Annotated in this window: 17 protein-coding genes; 14 read left to right on the forward strand and 3 right to left on the reverse strand. The window is 47.2% G+C overall.

Annotation, left to right across the window (positions count from 1 at the left end; translation table 11 throughout):
• Window positions 1-2 precede the first annotated feature (2 nt).
• From Q0K92_RS05135 to Q0K92_RS05175, 9 genes are all read left to right on the forward strand, one after another.
• Entirely contained in the window at window positions 3-602 is a 600-nt protein-coding gene (locus Q0K92_RS05135) for a DUF4390 domain-containing protein (protein WP_297324732.1), read from the forward strand.
• On the forward strand, window positions 602-2,773 hold the full coding sequence (locus tag Q0K92_RS05140; RefSeq protein ID WP_297324733.1) for an ATP-binding protein: 2,172 nt from the start codon (window positions 602-604) through the stop codon (window positions 2,771-2,773). The genes Q0K92_RS05135 and Q0K92_RS05140 overlap by 1 nt, the downstream gene beginning before the upstream one ends.
• 131 nt (window positions 2,774-2,904) lie before the next feature.
• The gene (locus Q0K92_RS05145) at window positions 2,905-4,167 is read left to right on the forward strand and encodes a sigma-54 dependent transcriptional regulator (RefSeq protein WP_297324734.1); all 1,263 of its coding nucleotides are present in this window, start codon (window positions 2,905-2,907) and stop codon (window positions 4,165-4,167) included.
• Between the two features lie 157 nt (window positions 4,168-4,324).
• Window positions 4,325-6,340, forward strand: coding sequence for a transketolase (gene tkt / locus Q0K92_RS05150; RefSeq protein ID WP_297324735.1), 2,016 nt, complete (start codon window positions 4,325-4,327; stop codon window positions 6,338-6,340).
• Window positions 6,341-6,413: 73 nt separating this feature from the next.
• The gene (gene gap / locus Q0K92_RS05155; protein ID WP_297324736.1) at window positions 6,414-7,412 is read left to right on the forward strand and encodes a type I glyceraldehyde-3-phosphate dehydrogenase; all 999 of its coding nucleotides are present in this window, start codon (window positions 6,414-6,416) and stop codon (window positions 7,410-7,412) included.
• A 147-nt stretch (window positions 7,413-7,559) separates the two neighbouring features.
• Window positions 7,560-8,738 (forward strand): phosphoglycerate kinase, encoded by a 1,179-nt coding sequence (locus Q0K92_RS05160; protein WP_297324737.1) that lies wholly within the window; start codon window positions 7,560-7,562, stop codon window positions 8,736-8,738.
• A 15-nt stretch (window positions 8,739-8,753) separates the two neighbouring features.
• Window positions 8,754-10,205, forward strand: coding sequence for a pyruvate kinase (pyk, locus tag Q0K92_RS05165; protein WP_297324738.1), 1,452 nt, complete (start codon window positions 8,754-8,756; stop codon window positions 10,203-10,205).
• A 127-nt stretch (window positions 10,206-10,332) separates the two neighbouring features.
• Window positions 10,333-11,397 (forward strand): class II fructose-bisphosphate aldolase, encoded by a 1,065-nt coding sequence (gene fba, locus Q0K92_RS05170; protein ID WP_297324739.1) that lies wholly within the window; start codon window positions 10,333-10,335, stop codon window positions 11,395-11,397.
• A gap of 217 nt (window positions 11,398-11,614) precedes the next feature.
• Window positions 11,615-12,526: a toll/interleukin-1 receptor domain-containing protein gene (locus Q0K92_RS05175; RefSeq protein ID WP_297324740.1), complete on the forward strand. Its 912-nt coding sequence runs from the start codon at window positions 11,615-11,617 to the stop codon at window positions 12,524-12,526.
• 46 nt (window positions 12,527-12,572) lie between these two features.
• Here Q0K92_RS05175 and Q0K92_RS05180 read toward each other — a convergent pair whose 3' ends face one another.
• The 3 genes from Q0K92_RS05180 to Q0K92_RS05190 form a co-directional block, all read right to left on the reverse strand.
• Complete coding sequence (locus tag Q0K92_RS05180; RefSeq protein WP_297324741.1) at window positions 12,573-12,845, reverse strand: oxidative damage protection protein; 273 nt, start codon at window positions 12,843-12,845, stop codon at window positions 12,573-12,575.
• 118 nt (window positions 12,846-12,963) lie between these two features.
• Window positions 12,964-14,325, reverse strand: a complete 1,362-nt coding sequence (argA, locus tag Q0K92_RS05185) for an amino-acid N-acetyltransferase (protein ID WP_297324742.1) — start codon at window positions 14,323-14,325, stop codon at window positions 12,964-12,966.
• 2 nt (window positions 14,326-14,327) lie between these two features.
• A complete protein-coding gene (locus Q0K92_RS05190) occupies window positions 14,328-15,080 on the reverse strand; it encodes a 16S rRNA (uracil(1498)-N(3))-methyltransferase (protein ID WP_297324743.1) in 753 nt (250 codons plus the stop codon).
• 163 nt (window positions 15,081-15,243) lie between these two features.
• On the opposite strand from Q0K92_RS05190, the gene Q0K92_RS05195 reads away from it, so the two are divergent.
• The 5 genes from Q0K92_RS05195 to Q0K92_RS05215 all read left to right on the forward strand — a co-directional run bounded on the left by Q0K92_RS05195 (window position 15,244) and on the right by Q0K92_RS05215 (window position 20,080).
• Window positions 15,244-15,801, forward strand: a complete 558-nt coding sequence (locus Q0K92_RS05195) for a thioredoxin family protein (RefSeq protein ID WP_297324744.1) — start codon at window positions 15,244-15,246, stop codon at window positions 15,799-15,801.
• 2 nt (window positions 15,802-15,803) lie between these two features.
• Entirely contained in the window at window positions 15,804-16,586 is a 783-nt protein-coding gene (locus Q0K92_RS05200; protein ID WP_297324745.1) for an inositol monophosphatase family protein, read from the forward strand.
• A 78-nt stretch (window positions 16,587-16,664) separates the two neighbouring features.
• Window positions 16,665-18,116, forward strand: a complete 1,452-nt coding sequence (gene trkA, locus Q0K92_RS05205) for a Trk system potassium transporter TrkA (protein ID WP_297324746.1) — start codon at window positions 16,665-16,667, stop codon at window positions 18,114-18,116.
• Between the two features lie 11 nt (window positions 18,117-18,127).
• Window positions 18,128-19,585: a potassium transporter TrkG gene (locus tag Q0K92_RS05210; protein WP_297324747.1), complete on the forward strand. Its 1,458-nt coding sequence runs from the start codon at window positions 18,128-18,130 to the stop codon at window positions 19,583-19,585.
• Window positions 19,586-19,693: 108 nt separating this feature from the next.
• Window positions 19,694-20,080 (forward strand): response regulator, encoded by a 387-nt coding sequence (locus Q0K92_RS05215; RefSeq protein ID WP_297324748.1) that lies wholly within the window; start codon window positions 19,694-19,696, stop codon window positions 20,078-20,080.
• Window positions 20,081-20,266 lie beyond the last annotated feature (186 nt).

A 20,266-nucleotide genomic window follows, 5' to 3' on the forward strand; every position in this document is an offset into this window, starting at 1 on the left:
GTATGTGGCGTATACCGTTGCTGCATGTCAATCTGATATTTTTATCATTGATGTTGTTATTGCTAGTCACCACTGCGCAAGCGGAGAGTATTCGCATAAAGTCTGTCAATTTGGCGGCAGTTGAACAGGGTTATGAAATCAGCGTTGATTCTGAAATTGTTCTCAACGCGACTTTGGAGCAGGCGCTCGAGAAAGGTATCGTGCTTTACTTCGTCACCAAGTTCAGTTTGGTGGATTCGCGCTGGTATTGGCTTAACGATGAGATTGTGCGTGGTAAGTTAAGGGTTGGGTTAAGATATTACGCACTGACGCGCCAATACCATTTGAACTATCCAGCGATTTCGCAAAGCTTTAATACCTTGGAGGAAGCATTGCAGGCCCTGGGTCAATTGCATAATTATTCATTGATTGTTAAGTCGGAATTAAAGCAGGATGTTGATTATATTGCATCCTTACGCATATGGCTTGATCTGACACGCATGCCTAAACCATTTCAGGTGGAAGCGCTGGGTTCCAGTCGATGGAATCTGAGCTCAGATAAGCTGGAATGGCGTATGAAGCTACCAACGCCAGGGCAACCATTGCAGATTAAAGGTCAATAATGAAGTATGTGCTCATTATTGGTGCTGGCGTAGGCGCAGTAATGCTTTTTCTGCTGGCGACAGCAGGCGCCAATACGGAGTTTTTTGAACGAAAATATCGTTTGTTGCTGGGCATCAATATTGCCTTCGTATTATTTCTCATGGTGATCGTGGGATTTCTGTTGTGGCGGTTCAGACGCAGGCTCAAGTCGGGTGTATTCGGATCCAGGTTGGCGTTACGCTTGATGTTGGTTTTTTCATTGATGGCAATACTGCCTGGCGCTTTAGTGTATGCCGTGTCGGTGCAATTTCTCGAAAAGAGTATTGAGTCCTGGTTTGATGTTAAGGTGGATCGTGCACTGGAAGGTGGTTTGAGTCTTGGGCGCACTATGCTTGAGAGTTTGTTGGCGGAATTGCAGAAGAAAGCACAAGCAACCGCGTTGATATTGTCTGAATCTTCCAGTCCACCTTTGCTGGTGCTCAACGAATTACTGCTGCAATCGCAAGTTGAAGAAGCGACTTTATTTAACCAGGATGGCAAAGTCATCGCATTTTCCAGTGAAAGTGATCTGGCGTTGTTTCCTGGCGTGCCTAATGCCATGATGATGCGGCACATAAGAATTCAGAAAGCGTATAGTGCGGTTGAGTCGATTCCGGATAAGGGTTTGTATTTGCGCGTAGTTGCACCTGTTAATGTATTGAGTCTGAAGGAAGACATTCGAGTACTTCAGCTTCTGCAGCCGGTCCCGGTGCAGTTGGCAAGAGATGCGGAGCGGGTGCAGGCAGGGCACCAGGATTATCAGGAGCTGTCTCTGTCGCGCCAGGGGTTAACCCGGTTGTATAGCGTTACATTGACGCTGGCGCTGCTATTGTCATTATTTTCAGCGCTGGCGACAGCCTCATTGCTGAGTGAAAAATTGAGTGCGCCGTTAGGTATGCTCGCAGAAGGTACGCGTGCCATTGCGCAAGGTGATTATAGTCGTCGTCATATGGTGCAGAGCCGCGATGAGCTGGGTGTGCTGACCGAATCGTTTAATTTAATGACGCAACAATTGGAGGAAGCGCAAGCAACCGCGCAACATAATCAACAGCAGGTGGAAAGCGCGCGCGCGCATCTGGAAAGTATTCTGGCCAATCTCTCATCCGGTGTGTTGGTGTTTGATGATCAACTGGTTTTATCCAAGGCGAACCGCAGTGCTGAGCAAATACTGCAGGTGCCTTTGATCAGTCTGGATGGCTCAATCATAGAGGGGTGTGTCGATAAGGAACCGCAGCTCAGCACCCTGGTTGCGGAAATCAGGGAGGGCTTTAGTTCCGGGGCAGCTGGCGTATGGCAGCGGCAACTAACGCATTCGGAGGATGGTAAGAATCAGGTTTTGCTGATACGCGGAACGCGTTTGCCGAAGATATCGGGCGGTGGCGGTGTGGTGGTGTTTGACGATATTACCAATTTACTGCAAGTGCAACGTGCAGTCGCATGGGGTGAAGTTGCGCGTCGGCTGGCGCATGAGATAAAAAATCCATTAACACCGATTCAACTTTCCGCCGAACGGGTGCAGCATAAGCTCGTCCACAAGCTAAATGAGGAGGATGCAAGAATATTGCGGCGCTCTACAGAAACGATTGTCAATCAGGTTGAAGCGCTGAAGCGCATGGTGAATGAATTCAACCAGTATGCGCGCGTTCCTGAATTAGAATTACGTCAGCTTGATTTTAATCGACTGGTACGGGAAGTTCTGTCACTGTATGAAACGGCAAGTATGGCGGCTGATAGTAGTAAGCATATACCCATTAAGCAGGCATTGGCTGATGATTTGCCTATGGTTAGAGGAGATTCTGCACAGTTGCGTCAAGTGTTGCATAATTTGCTGCAAAATGCGCAAGACGCATTGATCGACACACCGGAGCCTCTGATAGAGGTGAGAACTGAGATGGTGCACGGTGGTGTGCAACTCAGTGTGCGCGATAATGGTTGCGGATTTTCGGATGAGATTAGAGCACGGGTTTTTGAGCCTTATGTAACGACTAAACCGAAAGGAACGGGGTTGGGACTGCCTATTGTGAAGAAAATCGTTGAAGAACATGAAGGGCTTATTCACGTTGAGAACATTAAGCCGCATGGCGCGCAGATTTCAATCATTCTGCCAACGGTGGATAAGAATATATCAGCCAGAGATAAGTTGGCGGGTTAGTATGAGGTTGAACCATAGAAAATGAGTGATTAAAGTGGGGGTGGATGAGAACTTAACAGATCAATCGAAGATTCTGGGAATTGACAGTTGTACATAAGCTGATTAGATTGCGGCGGCGGAGAAAATTTTAAATGATAACAAACAATACAATACTTGTTGTTGATGATGAAATTGGTATACGTGAATTGCTGTCCGAAATTTTGCGTGATGAAGGATACCGGGTGGCGTTGGCGGAAAATGCCGAACAAGCGCGGGTTTGGCGTAGTCAGACGCGCCCGGATCTGGTGTTGCTGGATATCTGGATGCCCGACACGGATGGTATTACCTTGCTAAAAGACTGGGCGAGTAACGGTATGTTGACGATGCCGGTCATTATGATGTCCGGGCATGGCACGATAGATACCGCGGTTGAAGCAACACGTATTGGGGCATTTGGTTATCTGGAAAAACCGATACCTTTGCAAAAGTTGCTCAGTACCGTCAGCAAGGCCTTGCGAGGGGGGCAAAGCAAGCAGCATCTGGCGCTTTCTCTGGCGAGTTTAGGGAAAGGTGTCTTAATTGCTGATCTTAGGAAGAAATTAGAACAAGTTACCAACCTGAAAACACCACTGCTGCTGATGGGTGAACCGGGTGTTGGTGCGGAAATATGTGCACGATTTTTACATCGCCCCAACACGCCTTGGGTGGAACCGGAAACATTGGCATCGCTGGCTGAATCACCGCTGGATTTGTTGGAACTGGCACGGGATGGTCTGTTATTTCTCAAAGATGTGGGTGAAATCAGCAAATTGGCGCAAAAAGGCTTGTTGTTATTGCTGAGTAAATTAGATAAATACAATGTACGGCTGGTGTGTGCAACATCTCAACCGCTGGCTGAGTTGACAGCGCAGGGAAATTATCACCCTAAGCTCTTTGAGGTACTGAGTAGTTTAAGTATTGGGATTCCGGCGCTGAGAGCGCATCGGGAGGATATTCCTGAATTAGCCAATCAAATTTTATCGCGCTTTGTTGAATCGGGTGAAGCGTCATCCACTTTGCAGTTTAGTATCGCCGCGCTCAATTGCTTACGAAATTATGATTGGCCGGGCAATTTGACACAGTTAACAGGTGTTGTGCACTCCTTGGCATTGACTTGTACCGGTGATGAGATTTCAGTCGAGGCTGTTCAGCAAGCGATGGTTTTTCCGGAATCAGCTTCAACCTCAGTAGCTCCGGAAATTCCGCTTGATTTGTCGTTGCGTGAAGCGCGGGATTTGTTTGAAAAAACTTATTTTGAACGATTGATCGATCAAGAGAGCGGTAATATGACGCGTGTAGCTGATCGGGCCGGGTTAGAGCGCACGCATCTTTATCGCAAGATAAAACTACTGGGAATCAAACTGCGGGGAAACTAATCGCACCAGCGGATTTCGCTGCTACTGGATTGGTTTTTATGCGCAAAATGAGGTTGTCGTATCATCCATCTTAAGCGATAATGCTAACTTTGCCACTGACGTGCGGTGGCGACCATTTCTATTTCTGTTTGTTGAAAATATAAGGGAGTTAGTGTTGATGGGTACTTTCAAGGATTTTGACGCGCCGGTATTTAAGGATTTGACCAGTGCGATTCGCGCATTGGCGATGGATGCCGTGCAAAAAGCCAATTCTGGTCATCCGGGCATGCCGATGGGCATGGCCGAAATTGCTGAGGTGCTGTGGATTCATCATCTGCGTCATAATCCTAGCAATCCGGAGTGGGTTGATCGTGACCGATTTGTTCTTTCCAATGGGCATGGATCCATGTTGATCTATGCTTTACTGCATTTGACAGGTTATGACCTGCCCATGGAAGAAATCCAGCGTTTCCGGCAGTTTCATTCCAAAACGCCCGGACATCCGGAATATGGTTATACCCCAGGGGTGGAAACCACGACAGGTCCGTTGGGCCAAGGTATTACGAATGCAGTGGGCATGGCATTGGCAGAAAAAGTGCTGGCCGCTGAATTTAACCGTCCCGGCTACAATATTGTGGATCACCATACCTATGTCTTTCTGGGGGATGGCTGCTTAATGGAAGGCATCTCGCATGAGGCTTGTTCTTTGGCAGGTACTTTGGGTTTAGGCAAACTGATTTGTTTTTATGATGATAATGGCATTTCCATTGATGGTCATGTCGAAGGTTGGTTTACCGACGATACACCGAAGCGGTTTGAATCGTATGGCTGGCATGTGGTGCCGAATGTCAATGGTCATGATCCGGAGGCAATTGAAGCGGCAATTGAAGCGGCTAAACAAGTCAATAATAAGCCATCGATGATTTGCTGCAAAACGGTTATTGGATTAGGTTCACCCAATATGGCCAATACCCATTCGGTACATGGTGCTGCATTAGGTGACGCAGAAATTGCTGCGACCCGTCCCCATATTGGTTGGCATCATCCGCCTTTTGAAATTCCACAAGAGGTCTATAGTGCCTGGGATGCGAGAGCGAAAGGCCAGAAGCTGGAGACTGAATGGAGTGAGAAATTTGCTGAGTATGCACAAAAATATCCAGCCGAAGCTGCAGAATTCAGTCGCCGTATGGCAGGTGACTTGCCTGCGAACTGGGACAGTCATGTAGACAGCGTTATCAATCAAGTGAATGCAAAAGCAGAAACCATTGCCAGCCGCAAAGCTTCACAAAATTCCATCGAAGCATTAGCGCCTGTTTTACCTGAATTGATTGGCGGTTCTGCTGATCTAGCCGGATCTAATTTGACGTTATGGTCCGGGTCAAAAGGAATTAGCCAGAAAAACGGCGGTAACTATGTTTATTATGGTGTGCGTGAATTTGGTATGAGCGCCATTATGAACGGATTATCATTGCATGGTGGCTTGATTCCTTACGGCGCCACTTTTCTGATGTTTTCAGAATATGCCCGTAATGCGCTGCGCATGTCTGCATTGATGAAAATTCGCAATATTTTTGTATTTACACATGATTCGATTGGCCTGGGTGAAGATGGTCCAACGCATCAACCCGTGGAACAAACGGCTACATTGCGTTATATCCCGAACATGGATGTATGGCGGCCTTGTGACACGATTGAATCAACAGTTTCCTGGGCACGTGCCATTGAACGTAAGGATGGCCCTTCAACGTTGATATTCAGCCGTCAGAATCTACCATTCCAGAAACGTGATGCAGCTACCATCAAATTGATTGATAAAGGTGGTTATGTATTATCCGAGGCGGGTAACGGAAAACCACAAGCCATATTGATTGCGACCGGCTCGGAAGTCGGCTTGGCCATGAATGCACAAAAAGCATTGGCGGAGGAAGGCATTCATGTGCGCGTTGTTTCCATGCCATGTACGAATGTTTTTGATCGTCAGGCGCCATCCTACAAAGACAGTGTGTTGTCAAAAGGTGTCAAGCGCGTAGCCATCGAGGCGGGTGTGACTGATTTTTGGCGTAAGTATGTCGGACTGGACGGCGCTGTGGTCGGTATTGATACGTTTGGCGAATCGGCACCTGCAGATGTGTTATTCAAACATTTTGGCTTTACCGTCGAGAACGTGACCAAGACAGTAAAAAGCATTCTCTAATTCAATTTATGATTAAAGCAGGCGGGTGGTACGTGTTTACCCGACGCACAAGTTTTCTTTTAAGGAGTTTTATATGACAATTAAAGTAGGTATTAATGGGTTTGGTCGTATCGGGCGCATGGTTTTTCGCTCTGCAATACAGAATTTTCCTGATATCGAGATCGTCGCGATTAATGATTTGTTGGAGCCGGACTACCTGGCGTATATGTTGAAGCATGACTCGGTACACGGGCGTTTCCAGGGCGATATTGCGATTGATGGCAATACCCTGGTGGTCAATGGCAAAAGAATTCGATTGACAGCGGTTAAAGATCCGGCGGAACTCAAGTGGAACGAAGTCGGTGCAACGGTAGTGGTTGAATCCACCGGTCTGTTCTTGACCAAGGAAACCTGTGAAAAGCATCTGGCGGCGGGTGCCAAGAAAGTGATTATGTCGGCGCCATCCAAAGATGATACGCCGATGTTTGTGTATGGCGTGAATGACAAGTCTTACAAAGGCGAAAGCATTATTTCCAACGCTTCTTGTACCACGAATTGCTTGGCACCGATTGCCAAAGTACTGAACGACAAATGGGGCATCAAACGCGGGCTGATGACAACGGTGCATGCAGCAACTGCGACACAAAAAACTGTCGATGGTCCGTCTAACAAAGATTGGCGCGGTGGTCGCGGTATTCTGGAAAATATCATCCCATCTTCAACCGGTGCTGCCAAAGCAGTGGGTGTTGTCATACCTGAGTTGAACAAAAAGCTGACCGGTATGGCTTTCCGCGTTCCAACATCGGATGTGTCCGTTGTGGATCTGACCGTTGAGTTGGAAAAAGACGCTTCTTATGACGATATTTGCAAAGCGATGAAAGATGCTTCTGAAGGTTCCATGAAGGGCGTGTTGGGCTATACCGATCAGAAAGTGGTATCTACCGACTTCCGGGGTGAAAGCTGTACTTCCATTTTCGACGCTGAAGCAGGTATGGCGTTAGATAAAAGCTTTGTTAAAGTGGTCGCATGGTACGACAATGAATGGGGCTATTCCACTAAAGTATTGGAAATGGTTCGTACTGTTGCCAAGTAGTTTTGCATTTGAAAGTACGCAATCAAGCGTGAATCAATATCAGTAAGTCTTGATTGTTATTTCAACATTAGTATTCAATTAGATAAGACATAAAGGGTAGCGTTTGCTATCCTTTATATTTTCTTAAAGACAATTCTGGAGTTTACCGTGCCTGTTATTAAACTTGTTGACCTTGATCTCAAGGGTAAACGTATATTTATTCGCGCTGATCTGAATGTACCTGTGAAAGACGGTAAGGTGACATCGGATGCGCGCATTACCGCCTCAATGGCGACGATCAATCATTGCCTTAAACAAGGCGCCAAAGTGATGGTTACTTCTCATTTGGGTCGTCCTGAAGAAGGCCAATGGACCGAGGAAAATTCACTGAAACCGGTGGCGGATAATATTGCGGGCCGTTTGAATAAGCCGGTGCGTTTAATCCGTGACTGGGTCGATGGCGGTTTCGAGGTGGCTGACGGAGAATTGGTTGTGCTCGAGAATTGCCGCATCAATAAGGGCGAAAAGAAAAATTCAGAAGAAACCGCGCAGAAGTATGCGAAATTGTGCGATGTCTTTGTAATGGATGCATTTGGCACTGCGCACCGTGCTGAAGCCTCAACCCATGGCATTGCCAAGTATGCGCCAGTGGCTTGCGCAGGAATTCTGCTCACCGAAGAACTGGATGCGTTGACCAAAGCGCTGCTGAGTCCGGCACGCCCGATGGTGGCTATTGTTGGCGGCTCGAAAGTTTCAACCAAGCTGACAGTACTCGAATCGTTATCCGAGAAAGTTGATCAATTGGTCGTGGGTGGCGGTATTGCCAATACATTCCTGAAAGCAACCGGTAAGAATGTCGGTAAATCATTGTGTGAGGATGATTTGGTGCCAACGGCCAAAATGCTGATGGATAAAATGTCTAAACGCAACGCATCGATTCCGATCGCAGTCGATGTCGTGGTCGGTAAAAAGTTTGATGCCAACGAACCGGCAGTATTGAAAGACGCAGGTAACGTTGCTGATGATGACATGATTTTTGATATCGGACCAAAAAGTGCGCAGGAACTGGTGGATATCATCATGCGTGCGGGAACTGTGGTGTGGAATGGTCCGGTGGGCGTATTTGAATTTGATCAGTTTGGTGCGGGTACTGAGAAAATTGCCCGGGCGATTGCGGAAACAAAAGCGTTTACACTGGCAGGCGGCGGTGACACCATTGCGGCTATTCAGAAATACGATATTTATGACAAAGTATCGTATATATCAACTGCTGGTGGCGCATTCCTGGAGTTTTTGGAAGGTAAGAAATTGCCTGCAGTAGAAATATTGGAAATGCGTGCTAATTAATCGTCAAGAAAAATAATGATTCGAAGAACAAAAATTGTAGCAACATTGGGTCCTGCCTGTAGTAACCCCAAAATACTGGAACGTATGATCAGGGGCGGTGTGGATGTTGTTCGGGTCAATTTTTCGCACGGTACGCGCGAGCAGCATATTGAATTTGTGGAATTAACACGTTCACTGGCACGAGCTGCGGGTTGCACGGTCGGTATTCTGGCTGACCTGCAAGGTCCGAAAATACGCATTGGCAGATTTGAGAACGGTAAGATCAGACTTGAAGTAGGCGACCAGTTTATTCTCGACGCATACTGCGAGTTAGGCAATCAGGAAAAGGTTGGGTTAGACTATAAAGAGTTGCCGAATGATCTGGAAGCAGGCGCTACGCTGATGCTGGATGACGGCCGCATCGTATTGAGCGTATCCGCAGTTCGGGAGCACCAGGTATTTTGTGTGGTTGAACAGGGCGGCGTGCTGTCGAACAACAAAGGGATTAATCGCAAAGGCGGTGGATTGGGCGCGCCCGCACTCACCAGCAAAGATCTGGAAGATATCAAAACGGCTGCAGAGTTTGGCGCGGATTATTTGGCGGTATCGTTTGTGCGTTCAGGCGATGATATCCGGCAAGCGCGTGCACTGATGCAAGAAGCCGGCGGGAAAAGTATGATCATGGCAAAGATTGAACGCTCGGAAGCCATACTTGCGCTGGATGATATTCTGGAAGCATCGGATGCCATTATGGTGGCACGCGGTGATCTGGCTGTCGAAGTCGGCGATGCAGCAGTTCCAGCTTTGCAGAAAAGAATGATTCGCTCGGCAAGAACGAACAATAAACTGGTGGTAACAGCCACACAGATGATGGAATCGATGATTACCAATCCGATTCCAACGCGCGCTGAAGTGTCAGATGTGGCTAACGCGGTACTTGATGGCACGGATGCGGTGATGCTGTCGGCAGAATCCGCTGCCGGTGAATATCCGGTTGAAGCGGTTGAAGCGATGGCAAGGGTCTGCCTGGAAGCCGAAAAAGAATATTTGGTCAGTCATGACCGGCGTATCACAACGATCAGCCAGGCTACCATCGAAGAAGCCATTGCACGTGCCACCATGTTTACCGCCAGTGGATTGCAGATTCGTGCGATTGCTGCGTTAACGCAAAGTGGCGTCACTGCGCTACTGATGTCACGAAGAAGTTCGAAAGTGCCTATTTTTGCGTTAAGCCCCAATGAAGAAACGCGCAGAAGGGTGACGCTGTTCAGAGGCGTTTATCCGGTGGAATTTGGTGAAGGGCTCAGTGATCCGGAAGAAATTCTGAATCTTGCTGAAGAGGAATTACTTAAGCGCGGCGTCGTGCGCAATGGTGATATCATGGTAATGACGATCGGCGAGCCGGTGGGTAAGTCTGGTGGTACCAATACCATGAAAATTATCAAGGTCGGCGAATGGAAATCGCGGCAGGGGATTGACGCTACATAAACCGTTTGTCGGGATGCCGCTCGGGCATTGGCGCATCGGCAGCAGTGAAAAACCACAAGATATTTATTAAGAAGAATGCTTATACTAAGACACGATTTTATTAAGATAATTTTTTAAGGAGACTTAAATGGCACTCGTATCACTAAGACAACTACTTGATCATGCAGCAGAAAACGGTTATGGTTTGCCTGCTTTTAATGTGAATAACCTGGAGCAGATCCAAGCCATCATGCAAGCGGCTGATGAATGCAACAGCCCGGTCATCATGCAGGGTTCCGCTGGTGCGAGAAAATATGCGGGTGAAGCATTTTTGCGTCATTTAATTGAGGCAGCCGTTGAGTCCTATCCGCATATACCGATTGTCATGCATCAAGACCATGGTGCTTCTCCATCCGTTTGTGTTAATGCAATCCGTAGCGGCTTTTCCAGCGTCATGATGGATGGCTCATTGCAAGCAGACGCCAAAACACCCTCCACCTACGAATACAATGTCAAGGTCACGGCAGATGTCGTCAATATCGCACATTCGGTCGGTGTTTCGGTGGAAGGCGAACTGGGTTGCCTGGGTTCGTTGGAATCCGGCATGGGCGAAGCAGAAGATGGACATGGCGCAGAAGGTGTGTTGTCTCATGATCAACTGCTGACCGACCCGGAAGAAGCTGCCGATTTTGTGCGCAAAACCGGCGTGGATGCCTTGGCGATTGCCATTGGAACCTCGCACGGCGCTTACAAATTTACCCGCAAACCTACGGGCGATATTCTGGCTATTCAACGCATCAAAGAAATTCATCAACGTATTCCCAACACCCACCTGGTGATGCACGGCTCCAGCTCAGTGCCGCAAGAATGGCTGGAAATCATTCGTCAATACGGCGGTGATATCAAAGAAACCTATGGTGTTCCTGTTGAAGAAATCCAACAAGGGATCAAGTATGGCGTGCGCAAAGTGAATATCGACACCGACATCCGTTTGGCAATGACCGGCGCGATTCGTCGTAGCCTGGAAAAAGACAAAAGCAATTTCGATCCACGTAAATTCCTGAAAGAAGCGACCGCAGCTGCCAAAGACATTTGTAAAGCGCGCTTTGAAGCCTTCGGATGTGCCGGACAGGCTGGTAAAATCAAGCCGATTTCTCTGGAAAGTATGGCAAATCGTTATGCTAAGGGTGAATTAAACGCGATTATTAAGTAAGCCAGTATCCATCTCTATGATTGATGATGTATTTATCATCAATCATAGAGTCTAGTATTCGTCGATTAGCATCGTATTGATAACTCAATTCGGAGTGTATTTTCAGCTTATCCATCTTCCTCTATGGATCCCGCAACGTGTGCAGTACGATGGCAATTGGGTAGTCTTGTACTTGTATTAAACGAGCTCAATATTAACCTGATAGTATAATCAATCTATGTCGAAAATTTACCAATACTTCGATACTGATTTTGAAAATGCATTGCGTGTTAATATCGATTATCCATCTGCCAAAATACCTTGTTCCGCAGCACTTCTCTATGATACAAATGCCTACTCTGCATTTTGTGCATTTTATTTTCAAGATGTAACTCTTCAACCTGCTCAGTTCGAAGAGTTTCTAAAGACCATAAAATATGGTTCAACTGAAGTATTACTTCAAGGTGGAATAGTCCTTCCTTCACCTCGAGTTTTTCAGGGTACGTTACGTGTTCATAATGCTGATCTCTTTAGGATCGAGTATCAGCTCTTTGGTGATCCAGCGTGGCGCGATCTGCTTAAAATAACACCAACACGGAGAGTATTTATTTATGCCGAAACATCCTTGTTGTCTGAGCAGATCAATAATCTTCAAACTTTCGCTGAGAACTTAGGACATGAGCTGCAGTTTAGAGACGCAACGTATGTGAAAGAACGAATTCTGCGAGAGAAACCATTAGCATTTATCAGTCATGATTTTCATGATAAAGCAAATATTGCTCGTCCGATTGCGCTAAATCTTCAACGAAAAATATGCCCTGTTTGGTATGACGAATTTTCGCTACCTTTTGGAGCTAACTTGCGCGAATCAATCGAGCGTGGGTTGAGAGAATGCAAGAAATGTGTACTGATTTTAAGTCCGAATTTTCTTAGCAACCGTGGCTGGGGCAAAAAAGAATTTGAATCAATATTTACTCGAGAAATTCTGGAAGATAGCTCTCTTGTTCTTCCAATATGGTCAGGAGTAACGAGTCGTCAAGTTTATGAATATAGTCCTTCTTTGTTAAATGTTAAAGGTATTGATTGGATGGTATTAGGCGAAGATGAAGTTTGTCGGCAAATCTATCTTGCAGTGACTAGTGCAACTTAGCCTTGAAAAAACAGGCAATAAGGCAAAATTGATATCAAATCTACAATTAGTTTTTGGGAGGCATATACCCCACAGGCTGCTCCGCCCCCTCTCCAAAAAAATGCGCTTCCAGTTGTTCAGCCAAGTATTTGCGTGCTTTGATATCCGAAAGATTCAAGCGATTCTCGTTGACCAGCATGGTTTGGTGTTTGATCCACTGATTCCAGGCTTCTTTCGATACATTCTCGAAAATTCGCTTGCCCAGTTCTCCCGGATAAGTTTGAAAGTCCAGGCCTTCGGCTTCGCGGCCTAATTTGATGCATTTCACCATTCTTGCCATTTGATTTGCTTGCTCCAGATCAGTCTAAAAGGATGTTCGGTAAGAAAAAAGCCGCCATTATGAAACGTTCGCTTCGATCAGTAAACTACCGATGTAAATTAAAACGGTTTTAGTAAAATTACAGGTGTTTGATCAGTACCTTTGAGCGGCGCTGATAGTTGTATAAATTCTGTTTAACTTTGGGTAATTCAGCGGGTGTGGCTTCGGTAAAGCCGTGCTCAATGAACCAATGCGTGGCGTGCGTGGTGAGGGCAAATAAGGTGTGGATGCCCTGAGAAATGGTTTGATTTTCGATATGTTTAAGTAAGCGGTTGCCATGGCCGAAGTCGCGATAATCCGGGTGGATCGCCAGACAGGCGAGCTCGCAGGCATGTTCTTCCGGAAAAGGGTACAGTGCGGCGCAGCCCAGTATGATGCCGTCGTGCTCAAGCACGGTAAACCGGTCGATTTCAATTTCCAGTAATTCACGGCCACGTCTGACCAGAATGCCTTCGGCTTCGAGCGGTTCGATCAATTGCAGGATGCCGCCGACGTCTTCGATTCTGGCTTTTCTGAGCGCTTGCAAAGTTTCCCGCGAAATCATCGTGCCGATGCCGTGGTGCGTAAAAAGCTCTTGCAGAATGGCGCCATCGTTATGGCGGCTGATCAGGTGGGTGCGTGCCACACCCATTTCACAGGCTTTGGTTGCATATTGCAGCGATGGCCGAATAGCGTCCGGCACTAAAGGCTTGGTTGTTGGTGTTTTGTTTTCCAGTAGCAACTTACTTTCGGCAACAGTGAGTTCGCGCGGTAGCGTTGCCGGGTTATCAATCTCAGATGCTGCGGTATCACCCAGCATATCCAACAGAAAAATCAGTTTCTCGGCGTTGAGTGCAATGGCAGCTTCGGTTGCTACATTTTCCATGGTCAGATTAAAAATCTCTCCGGTTGGCGAGTAGCCCAGCGGTGAAATTAACACCACATCGCCTTGCTCCAACCGTGAATGAATCGCCTGTGCGTTGATTTTGCGTACTTTTCCGGTATGCATCAGATCAACACCTTGGATGACGCCCTGTGGACACGCGGTGACAAAATTTCCACTGGTGACACGAATGGACGCATTGGCCATCGGTGAATTGGGCAGCCCCATTGACAGTAAAGCGGCAATTTCGTGATGCACGCGCCCTACCGATTCTTTGACGCATTGCAGCGCGGCGGGATCGGTCACGCGCATACCCATAACCGTTTGTGTTTCCAATTGCGATTCATCCAGGCGCAGTTGAATTTGCGGACGCGCGCCGTGTATCAGTACCAGCCGCACACCGAGACTGGCAAGAAGATTGATGTCGTGAATGAAGTTGACAAATTTTGCATCGGTGATCATTTCGCCACTAAAGCCAATGACGAAAACTTTTCCTCTGAATGCATGGATATAAGGCGCGACCGAACGAAACCAGGAAACAAAGTCAGTGGTGGGGTTTGTTTGAATATCGGCAGTCATCGTCAATAATCTCCCCACAGCGCTTGTATTGCCGCAATCGCGGCTAACGCGGCGCTTTCTGTGCGTAGTATGCGTTTTCCCAGACGTAGCGGAATGAAACCGGTGCCGGTGTGTAAAATAGTTGCTTCCTCTTCCTGCGTAAAACCGCCTTCGGGTCCAATAACGAGCGCTAAATTGGCATCGGCTGGCGGTCTGGGGATCTCTCTCAAACCTTTTGTGGCTGTTGTGGATAGCATCAGATGTACGTCATGCGCTGATCGGGTGGTTTTCTTTTGACTCAGCCACTGTGGCAGTGAAATTAACGGCAGTACTTGCGGTATATGATTCCTGCCACATTGCTCGCAGGCTGAAATGACGATTTTCTGCCAGTGTTGCAGGCGCTTGGAAGAACGTTCATCAGACAAATGCACGATGCTGCGGTCGGTGGTAATCGGCTGAACGCGGGTCACGCCCAACTCTACCGCTTTTTGTATAATCCAATCCATTTTTTCATTGACGCATATTGCTTGGGCAAGCTCGATATGTAGCGGTGACTCGCAGTCAATGTCGTGATAAGCATCAATCAAAACGGCGGTGCTGGACTTGCTGATTGTTTGCATATGTGCGGAAAACTCCCCGCCATCTCCGCTAAATAAGGTGATCGGGTCGCCTGTCTTCAGGCGTAGTACTCGCGCGGCATGATGCTTGTTCTCAGCGGATAATTCGACGATTTGTCCGATCGCGATTTTCGCCGGATGATAGAAGCGTGCATGCATGATGAAGTATATGGCTCGAGTAAGTGGCAATTTCGATAAATGGACTCGTGATAATATAGCACGATATGTATGCAGCATTGTCTGGCCGTCACTTTGATTTTGAAAGACGGCGAGTGGGGAAAAGAGATTTTTAAAAATATTATTGATTGGCAGGAGAAAGCATATGGCAAGTTTGGAAACACCGGTGTGCGATTTTGGTTGGAAGGCGATTGATTTTGATTTGTTGGGCGTTGATGGCAAACGTTATAACCTGGCTGCTGCAAAAGGGGAAAACGGGCTGCTGGTGATGTTCATCTGTAATCATTGCCCGTACGTGAAAGCAGTGCAGGATCGCATCATCCGCGATGTGAATGAACTGAAGTCACATGGGATGAATGCCATCGCGATCATGTCCAATGATCCTGCGGATTATCCGGAAGACTCATTTGAAAATATGGCATTGGTTGCCAAGCAATTAAATTATCCTTTCCCTTATGTGTGGGATGAAACTCAGGAAATAGCCAAGCGCTATGGTGCGGTATGCACACCTGATTTTTTTGGGTTTAATCACAAGCTGGAATTGCAATATCGCGGACGTTTAGATGCGTCGCGAAAAGAGGCTGCACCTGCTGATGTGCGGCGTGATTTGTTTGAAGCGATGCTGCAAGTTGCTAAAACCGGTCGCGGTCCGGAAGAACAAATCCCCAGTATCGGTTGCTCGATCAAGTGGCGTGTGGAGTAAATGTGCTAGAAAAAGTGATCACGGTTGTTAAAGAGGTGGCGCAGCAAGTTATCATGCCGCGTTACCTACAAGTAGACCGGCAAGTGAAATCGGATGGCAGTTTTTTTACCGAAGCCGATGTTGCGGCACAAAATGCCTTGCTGGATGCGCTTCAGAAGATTTATCCGGCGGCTGCCATGGGTGAAGAAATGTCGGAGCAGGAACAGGAAGCGCAATGGATAAAAGGTAATAGCGGACTGTGGAGTATAGATCCGATTGATGGTACTTCGAATTTTCTCAATGGCTTGCCCTATTTTGCTATTTCAGTGGCGTTCATGGAACAAGGAAAAAGTGTTCTGGGTGTGATCTATAACCCGGTGGCCGATGAAATGTTTTATGCAACCAAGGGAGGAGGTGCGTTTCTCAACGGCATAGCCCTCCCGCTCAAGAAACATGTGCCGGTATTATCACGCGCCATGGCAAATGTTGATTTGAAACGACTTGATCGTAAACTGGCGGCCAAAGTAGCGGCTTATCCGCCCTATGCGTCGCAACGAAATTATGGCGCTTGTGCACTCGAATGGTGTTATACCGCGGCCGGTTATTTTGATTTGTACCTGCACGGCGGGCAGAAACCATGGGATTATGCGGCCGGTTCGTTGATTCTCGAAGAAGCGGGTGGAAAAATGTGCGGTTTTGATCAGGATGATTATTGGGCGGGTTCGCCGTGGCAACGATCAGTGATTGCAGCACTAGACCCCGGATTATTTGCGCAGTGGCGTGACTGGGTGCGCGAGAATCGCTAGATCGCTTAAGTCCGGCAGGCTCCCGGGAGCCTGATTGCGTGACTATGTATAAAACTTAAAGCAGGACAAGGAATACAATTGAAAATCATCATCCTGGGAGCTGGTCAGGTCGGATCATCCGTGGCAGAAAGCCTGGTGAGCGAGGCCAATGACATTACCATGGTCGACGTTGATTCCAAGCGCTTGGCGTTATTGCAGGATCGTTTGGATCTGCGCGCAGTGGTTGGCAATGCGTCGCATCCATCGGTGTTAGTAAATGCCGGTGCGCATGATGCGGATATGATTTTGGCGGTAACCGAGCACGATGAGACAAATCTGGTGGCTTGTAAGCTTGCCGCCACCCTGTTTAACACACCCACTAAAATTGCGCGTATCCGCTCCACCGAGTATTTGGCGCATCCGGAGATTTTCTCAACCGAGAATTTCTGTGTCGATTTTGCCATTTGCCCGGAACAAATTCTGACTGAATATATCGAGAAATTGATTGAGTTTCCAGAGGCTCTGCAGGTACTTGATTTTGCAGCGGGAAGGGTAAGCTTGGTTGCTGTGCGTGCATTGAAGGGCGGGGCACTTGTTGGGCAGCAGCTGCAAGAATTGCGTAAGCATGTCCCCAATGTGGATACTCGTGTGGCAGCAATCTTTCGCAAAGATCGGTCGATTATTCCGGAAGGCGACACGATTGTCGAAGCTGAAGATGAAGTATTTTTTATTGCTGCAGCTGAAGATATCCGCACAGTGATGCGGGAACTGCGGAGTATGGACAAGCCGGTTAAACATGTGATGATCGCCGGGGGAGGGAAAATCGGTAAACGTCTCGGTGAAGCGTTGGAAAAGGATTATCAGGTTAAAGTTATTGAGCACAATTATCAAGCCAGCGAGCGTTTGGCAGGGGAGTTGAATCATGCACTGGTATTGCACGGTGATGCAACGGATGAAACGCTGCTCGAGAGCGAGAGTATCGCCGAAATGGACATGTTTTGTGCGCTAACGAATGACGAAGAGAACAATATTATGTCAGCGTTGCTGGCGAAGCGCATGGGCGCACATAAGGTTATCGCATTGATCAATCGTCGTGCCTATGTGGATCTGGTACAAGGTAGCCGGATTGATATCGCTATCTCACCGGCACAGGTTACGATCGGTTCATTACTGGCCTATGTCCGGCAAGGTGATGTTGTCGCTGTGCACAGCTTGCGGCGCGGTGCGGCGGAAGCATTGGAGTTGGTGGCGCATGGTGATGCAAGATCGTCTAATGTGGTGGGAAGAAAGGTAGAAGACGTCAAGTTGCCTAAGGGTGCCACAATTGGCGCCATCGTGAGGGGTTTACCAAAATCCGAAAGCGTGTTTGGTGGAAACCTGATCTCAGAGCAAGAAAAGCGCTCGCGAGAATCGAGCAGCGACGTACAGGTTATTATCGCGCACCATAATACGGTTATCGAACAGGAAGATCATGTTATTTTGTTTGTAATTAATAGAAAAATGATTCGCGAAGTGGAAAAATTGTTTCAGGTTAATGTTGGTTTTCTGTAGTTGATAACTGCATGAGTCGACTGTTTGCTGTTGTTAATGTGCTTGGCAGGATGGTCCTGATATTCGGATTGACGATGCTGATCCCGCTTGGTCTGGCGCTGTGGAATGATGACGGTGCGGGATGGGTGTTTGAAGAATCGATCTTGATTACCATGGGTTGTGGCTTGCTGATGTGGTTGGCGACGCGCCGCTATAAACGTGAATTGCAAACAAGGGATGGTTTTTTGCTGGTCGTGCTGGTTTGGTCGGTGCTACCGGCTTTTGCCATGCTGCCATTATTATTTTATTTGCCGCAGCTTAATCTCAGCATGGCCTATTTTGAGGCGGCTTCAGGATTAACTGCAACGGGTGCTACGGTATTATCGGGATTGGATGCACTGCCGCCGTCTATCAATTTATGGCGCGGTGAAATCATATGGCTGGGTGGGATGGGCTTAATTGTCCTGGCGGTAGCGATTCTGCCACTATTGGGTGTGGGCGGTCGGCAGCTGCTGAATGCAGAGATACCCGGGCCAATGAAGGAAAACAAGCTGACCCCACGCATCGCTGAAACCGCCAAAGGGCTATGGACCATTTATGCGACCCTGACATTGGCCTGTGCCATCGCATACAGATGGGCCGGTATGGATTGGTTTGATGCTGTGATGCATGCATTCACGACTTTGGGGTTGGGGGGATTTTCGTCGCATGATGCGAGCTATGGTTATTGGGACTCACCGCTTATAGAAGCCGTTGCCATTGTATTCATGCTGATTGCGGGGATAAATTTTGCGACTCACTTCCTGGCTTGGCGAGCAAAAAGCTTGATTTCCTATCGCTATGATTCTGAAGTTGGCTGGTATGTCGTGATTATGTTAATCAGTTGTGTTGGATTAGCGCTGCATTTATGGTTCGCCGAGGTCTATGCCGATCCATTGACAGCATTACGCTATGCTGCTTTCAACATCGTTTCTGTCGCAACGACTACCGGATACAGCAATACGGATTACAGCCTATGGCCTATGTTTATCCCACTATGGATGTTATTTTTATCCGGATTTTGCACATCGTCAGGTTCTACCGGCGGCGGTATTAAAATGATCCGTGCGCGCATTCTATACCAGCAGGTATATCGTGAAATGATCATGATCATGCATCCCAATGCAGTCATTCCCGCCAAGCTGGGCAGGAGTGTGGTGGCAAGCCGGGTCATTCAAGCCGTACTGGTGTTTTTGTTTGTTTACACCGCAAGCATTGCGTTCATGGCGCTTATCTTAACGTTAAGTGGGCTGGATGTTATTACAGCTTTTTCTGCGGCAGTAGCTTGTATCAATAATTTAGGTCCAGGGCTTGGCGACGTCGGGCCAGCGAATACTTATGCATTGTTGACGGATTTTCAGACATGGCTATGCAGTTTTGCAATGCTACTAGGTAGATTGGAATTTTTTACACTGCTGGTTATATTTACCCCTGCTTTCTGGCGGAAATAAAATTTTGTTTTGAGCTTTGGTAAGTGGTGATGGCAATGAATTATGGGTTCTTAACAAGAAAGAATAATCAAGTTTGTATGATGTGTACCAGATAATTGGAGAATCTTCGTGGACAATGCCGACGTACTGAAAGGTATTAAGGTCATGATTATTGATGACAGCAACACGATTCGGAAAAGTGCAGAAATTTTTTTGAGGTCTTCGGGGTGTGAAGTATTTCTGGCAGAAGACGGATTCGAAGCGATGTCTAAGATTGTGGATAATCAGCCAGATATTATTTTTATCGATATCGTCATGCCGCGTTTGGATGGATATCAAGCATGCATGTTAATCAAAAAAAATCCGGTCTATCAGTCTATTCCCGTGATCATGTTGTCAAGCAAAGACGGTCTATTCGACAAGGCGAAAGGCAGAATAGCAGGGGCGGATGATTATCTGACCAAGCCATTTACCGCTGAAGGTTTACTGAGCATAATACGCAAATATGCACTATAACGAATTTGTATTGCATAGGTGAAAAATTACATGAGAAGGCAGAATAAAATTTCTATTAACGTTAAGTTGAGTGAAATTTTATTTTTATTAGAGGTATTTTCTAGAATAATTTTTTAGTCCTTGTAGAGAAAAGGGAAAAGAGGTGGCTAGGCATAAAAATTCCTTGATGTGGAGAATGTTATTTAT

Origin of the sequence: Nitrosomonas sp. (genome assembly GCF_024282095.1) — a bacterium.
Lineage (GTDB): Bacteria > Pseudomonadota > Gammaproteobacteria > Burkholderiales > Nitrosomonadaceae > Nitrosomonas.

What these genes read in the sequence shown, in the direction of transcription:
- Q0K92_RS05135 (WP_297324732.1), top strand. Translation starts at nt 3, where the DNA reads ATGTGGCGTATACCGTTGCTGCATGTCAATCTGATATTTTTATCATTG.
- Q0K92_RS05140 (WP_297324733.1), top strand. Translation starts at nt 602, where the DNA reads ATGAAGTATGTGCTCATTATTGGTGCTGGCGTAGGCGCAGTAATGCTT.
- Q0K92_RS05145 (WP_297324734.1), top strand. Translation starts at nt 2,905, where the DNA reads ATGATAACAAACAATACAATACTTGTTGTTGATGATGAAATTGGTATA.
- tkt (WP_297324735.1), top strand. Translation starts at nt 4,325, where the DNA reads ATGGGTACTTTCAAGGATTTTGACGCGCCGGTATTTAAGGATTTGACC.
- gap (WP_297324736.1), top strand. Translation starts at nt 6,414, where the DNA reads ATGACAATTAAAGTAGGTATTAATGGGTTTGGTCGTATCGGGCGCATG.
- pyk (WP_297324738.1), top strand. Translation starts at nt 8,754, where the DNA reads ATGATTCGAAGAACAAAAATTGTAGCAACATTGGGTCCTGCCTGTAGT.
- fba (WP_297324739.1), top strand. Translation starts at nt 10,333, where the DNA reads ATGGCACTCGTATCACTAAGACAACTACTTGATCATGCAGCAGAAAAC.
- Q0K92_RS05175 (WP_297324740.1), top strand. Translation starts at nt 11,615, where the DNA reads ATGTCGAAAATTTACCAATACTTCGATACTGATTTTGAAAATGCATTG.
- Q0K92_RS05180 (WP_297324741.1), bottom strand. Translation starts at nt 12,845, where the DNA reads ATGGCAAGAATGGTGAAATGCATCAAATTAGGCCGCGAAGCCGAAGGC.
- argA (WP_297324742.1), bottom strand. Translation starts at nt 14,325, where the DNA reads ATGACTGCCGATATTCAAACAAACCCCACCACTGACTTTGTTTCCTGG.
- Q0K92_RS05190 (WP_297324743.1), bottom strand. Translation starts at nt 15,080, where the DNA reads ATGCATGCACGCTTCTATCATCCGGCGAAAATCGCGATCGGACAAATC.
- Q0K92_RS05195 (WP_297324744.1), top strand. Translation starts at nt 15,244, where the DNA reads ATGGCAAGTTTGGAAACACCGGTGTGCGATTTTGGTTGGAAGGCGATT.
- Q0K92_RS05210 (WP_297324747.1), top strand. Translation starts at nt 18,128, where the DNA reads ATGAGTCGACTGTTTGCTGTTGTTAATGTGCTTGGCAGGATGGTCCTG.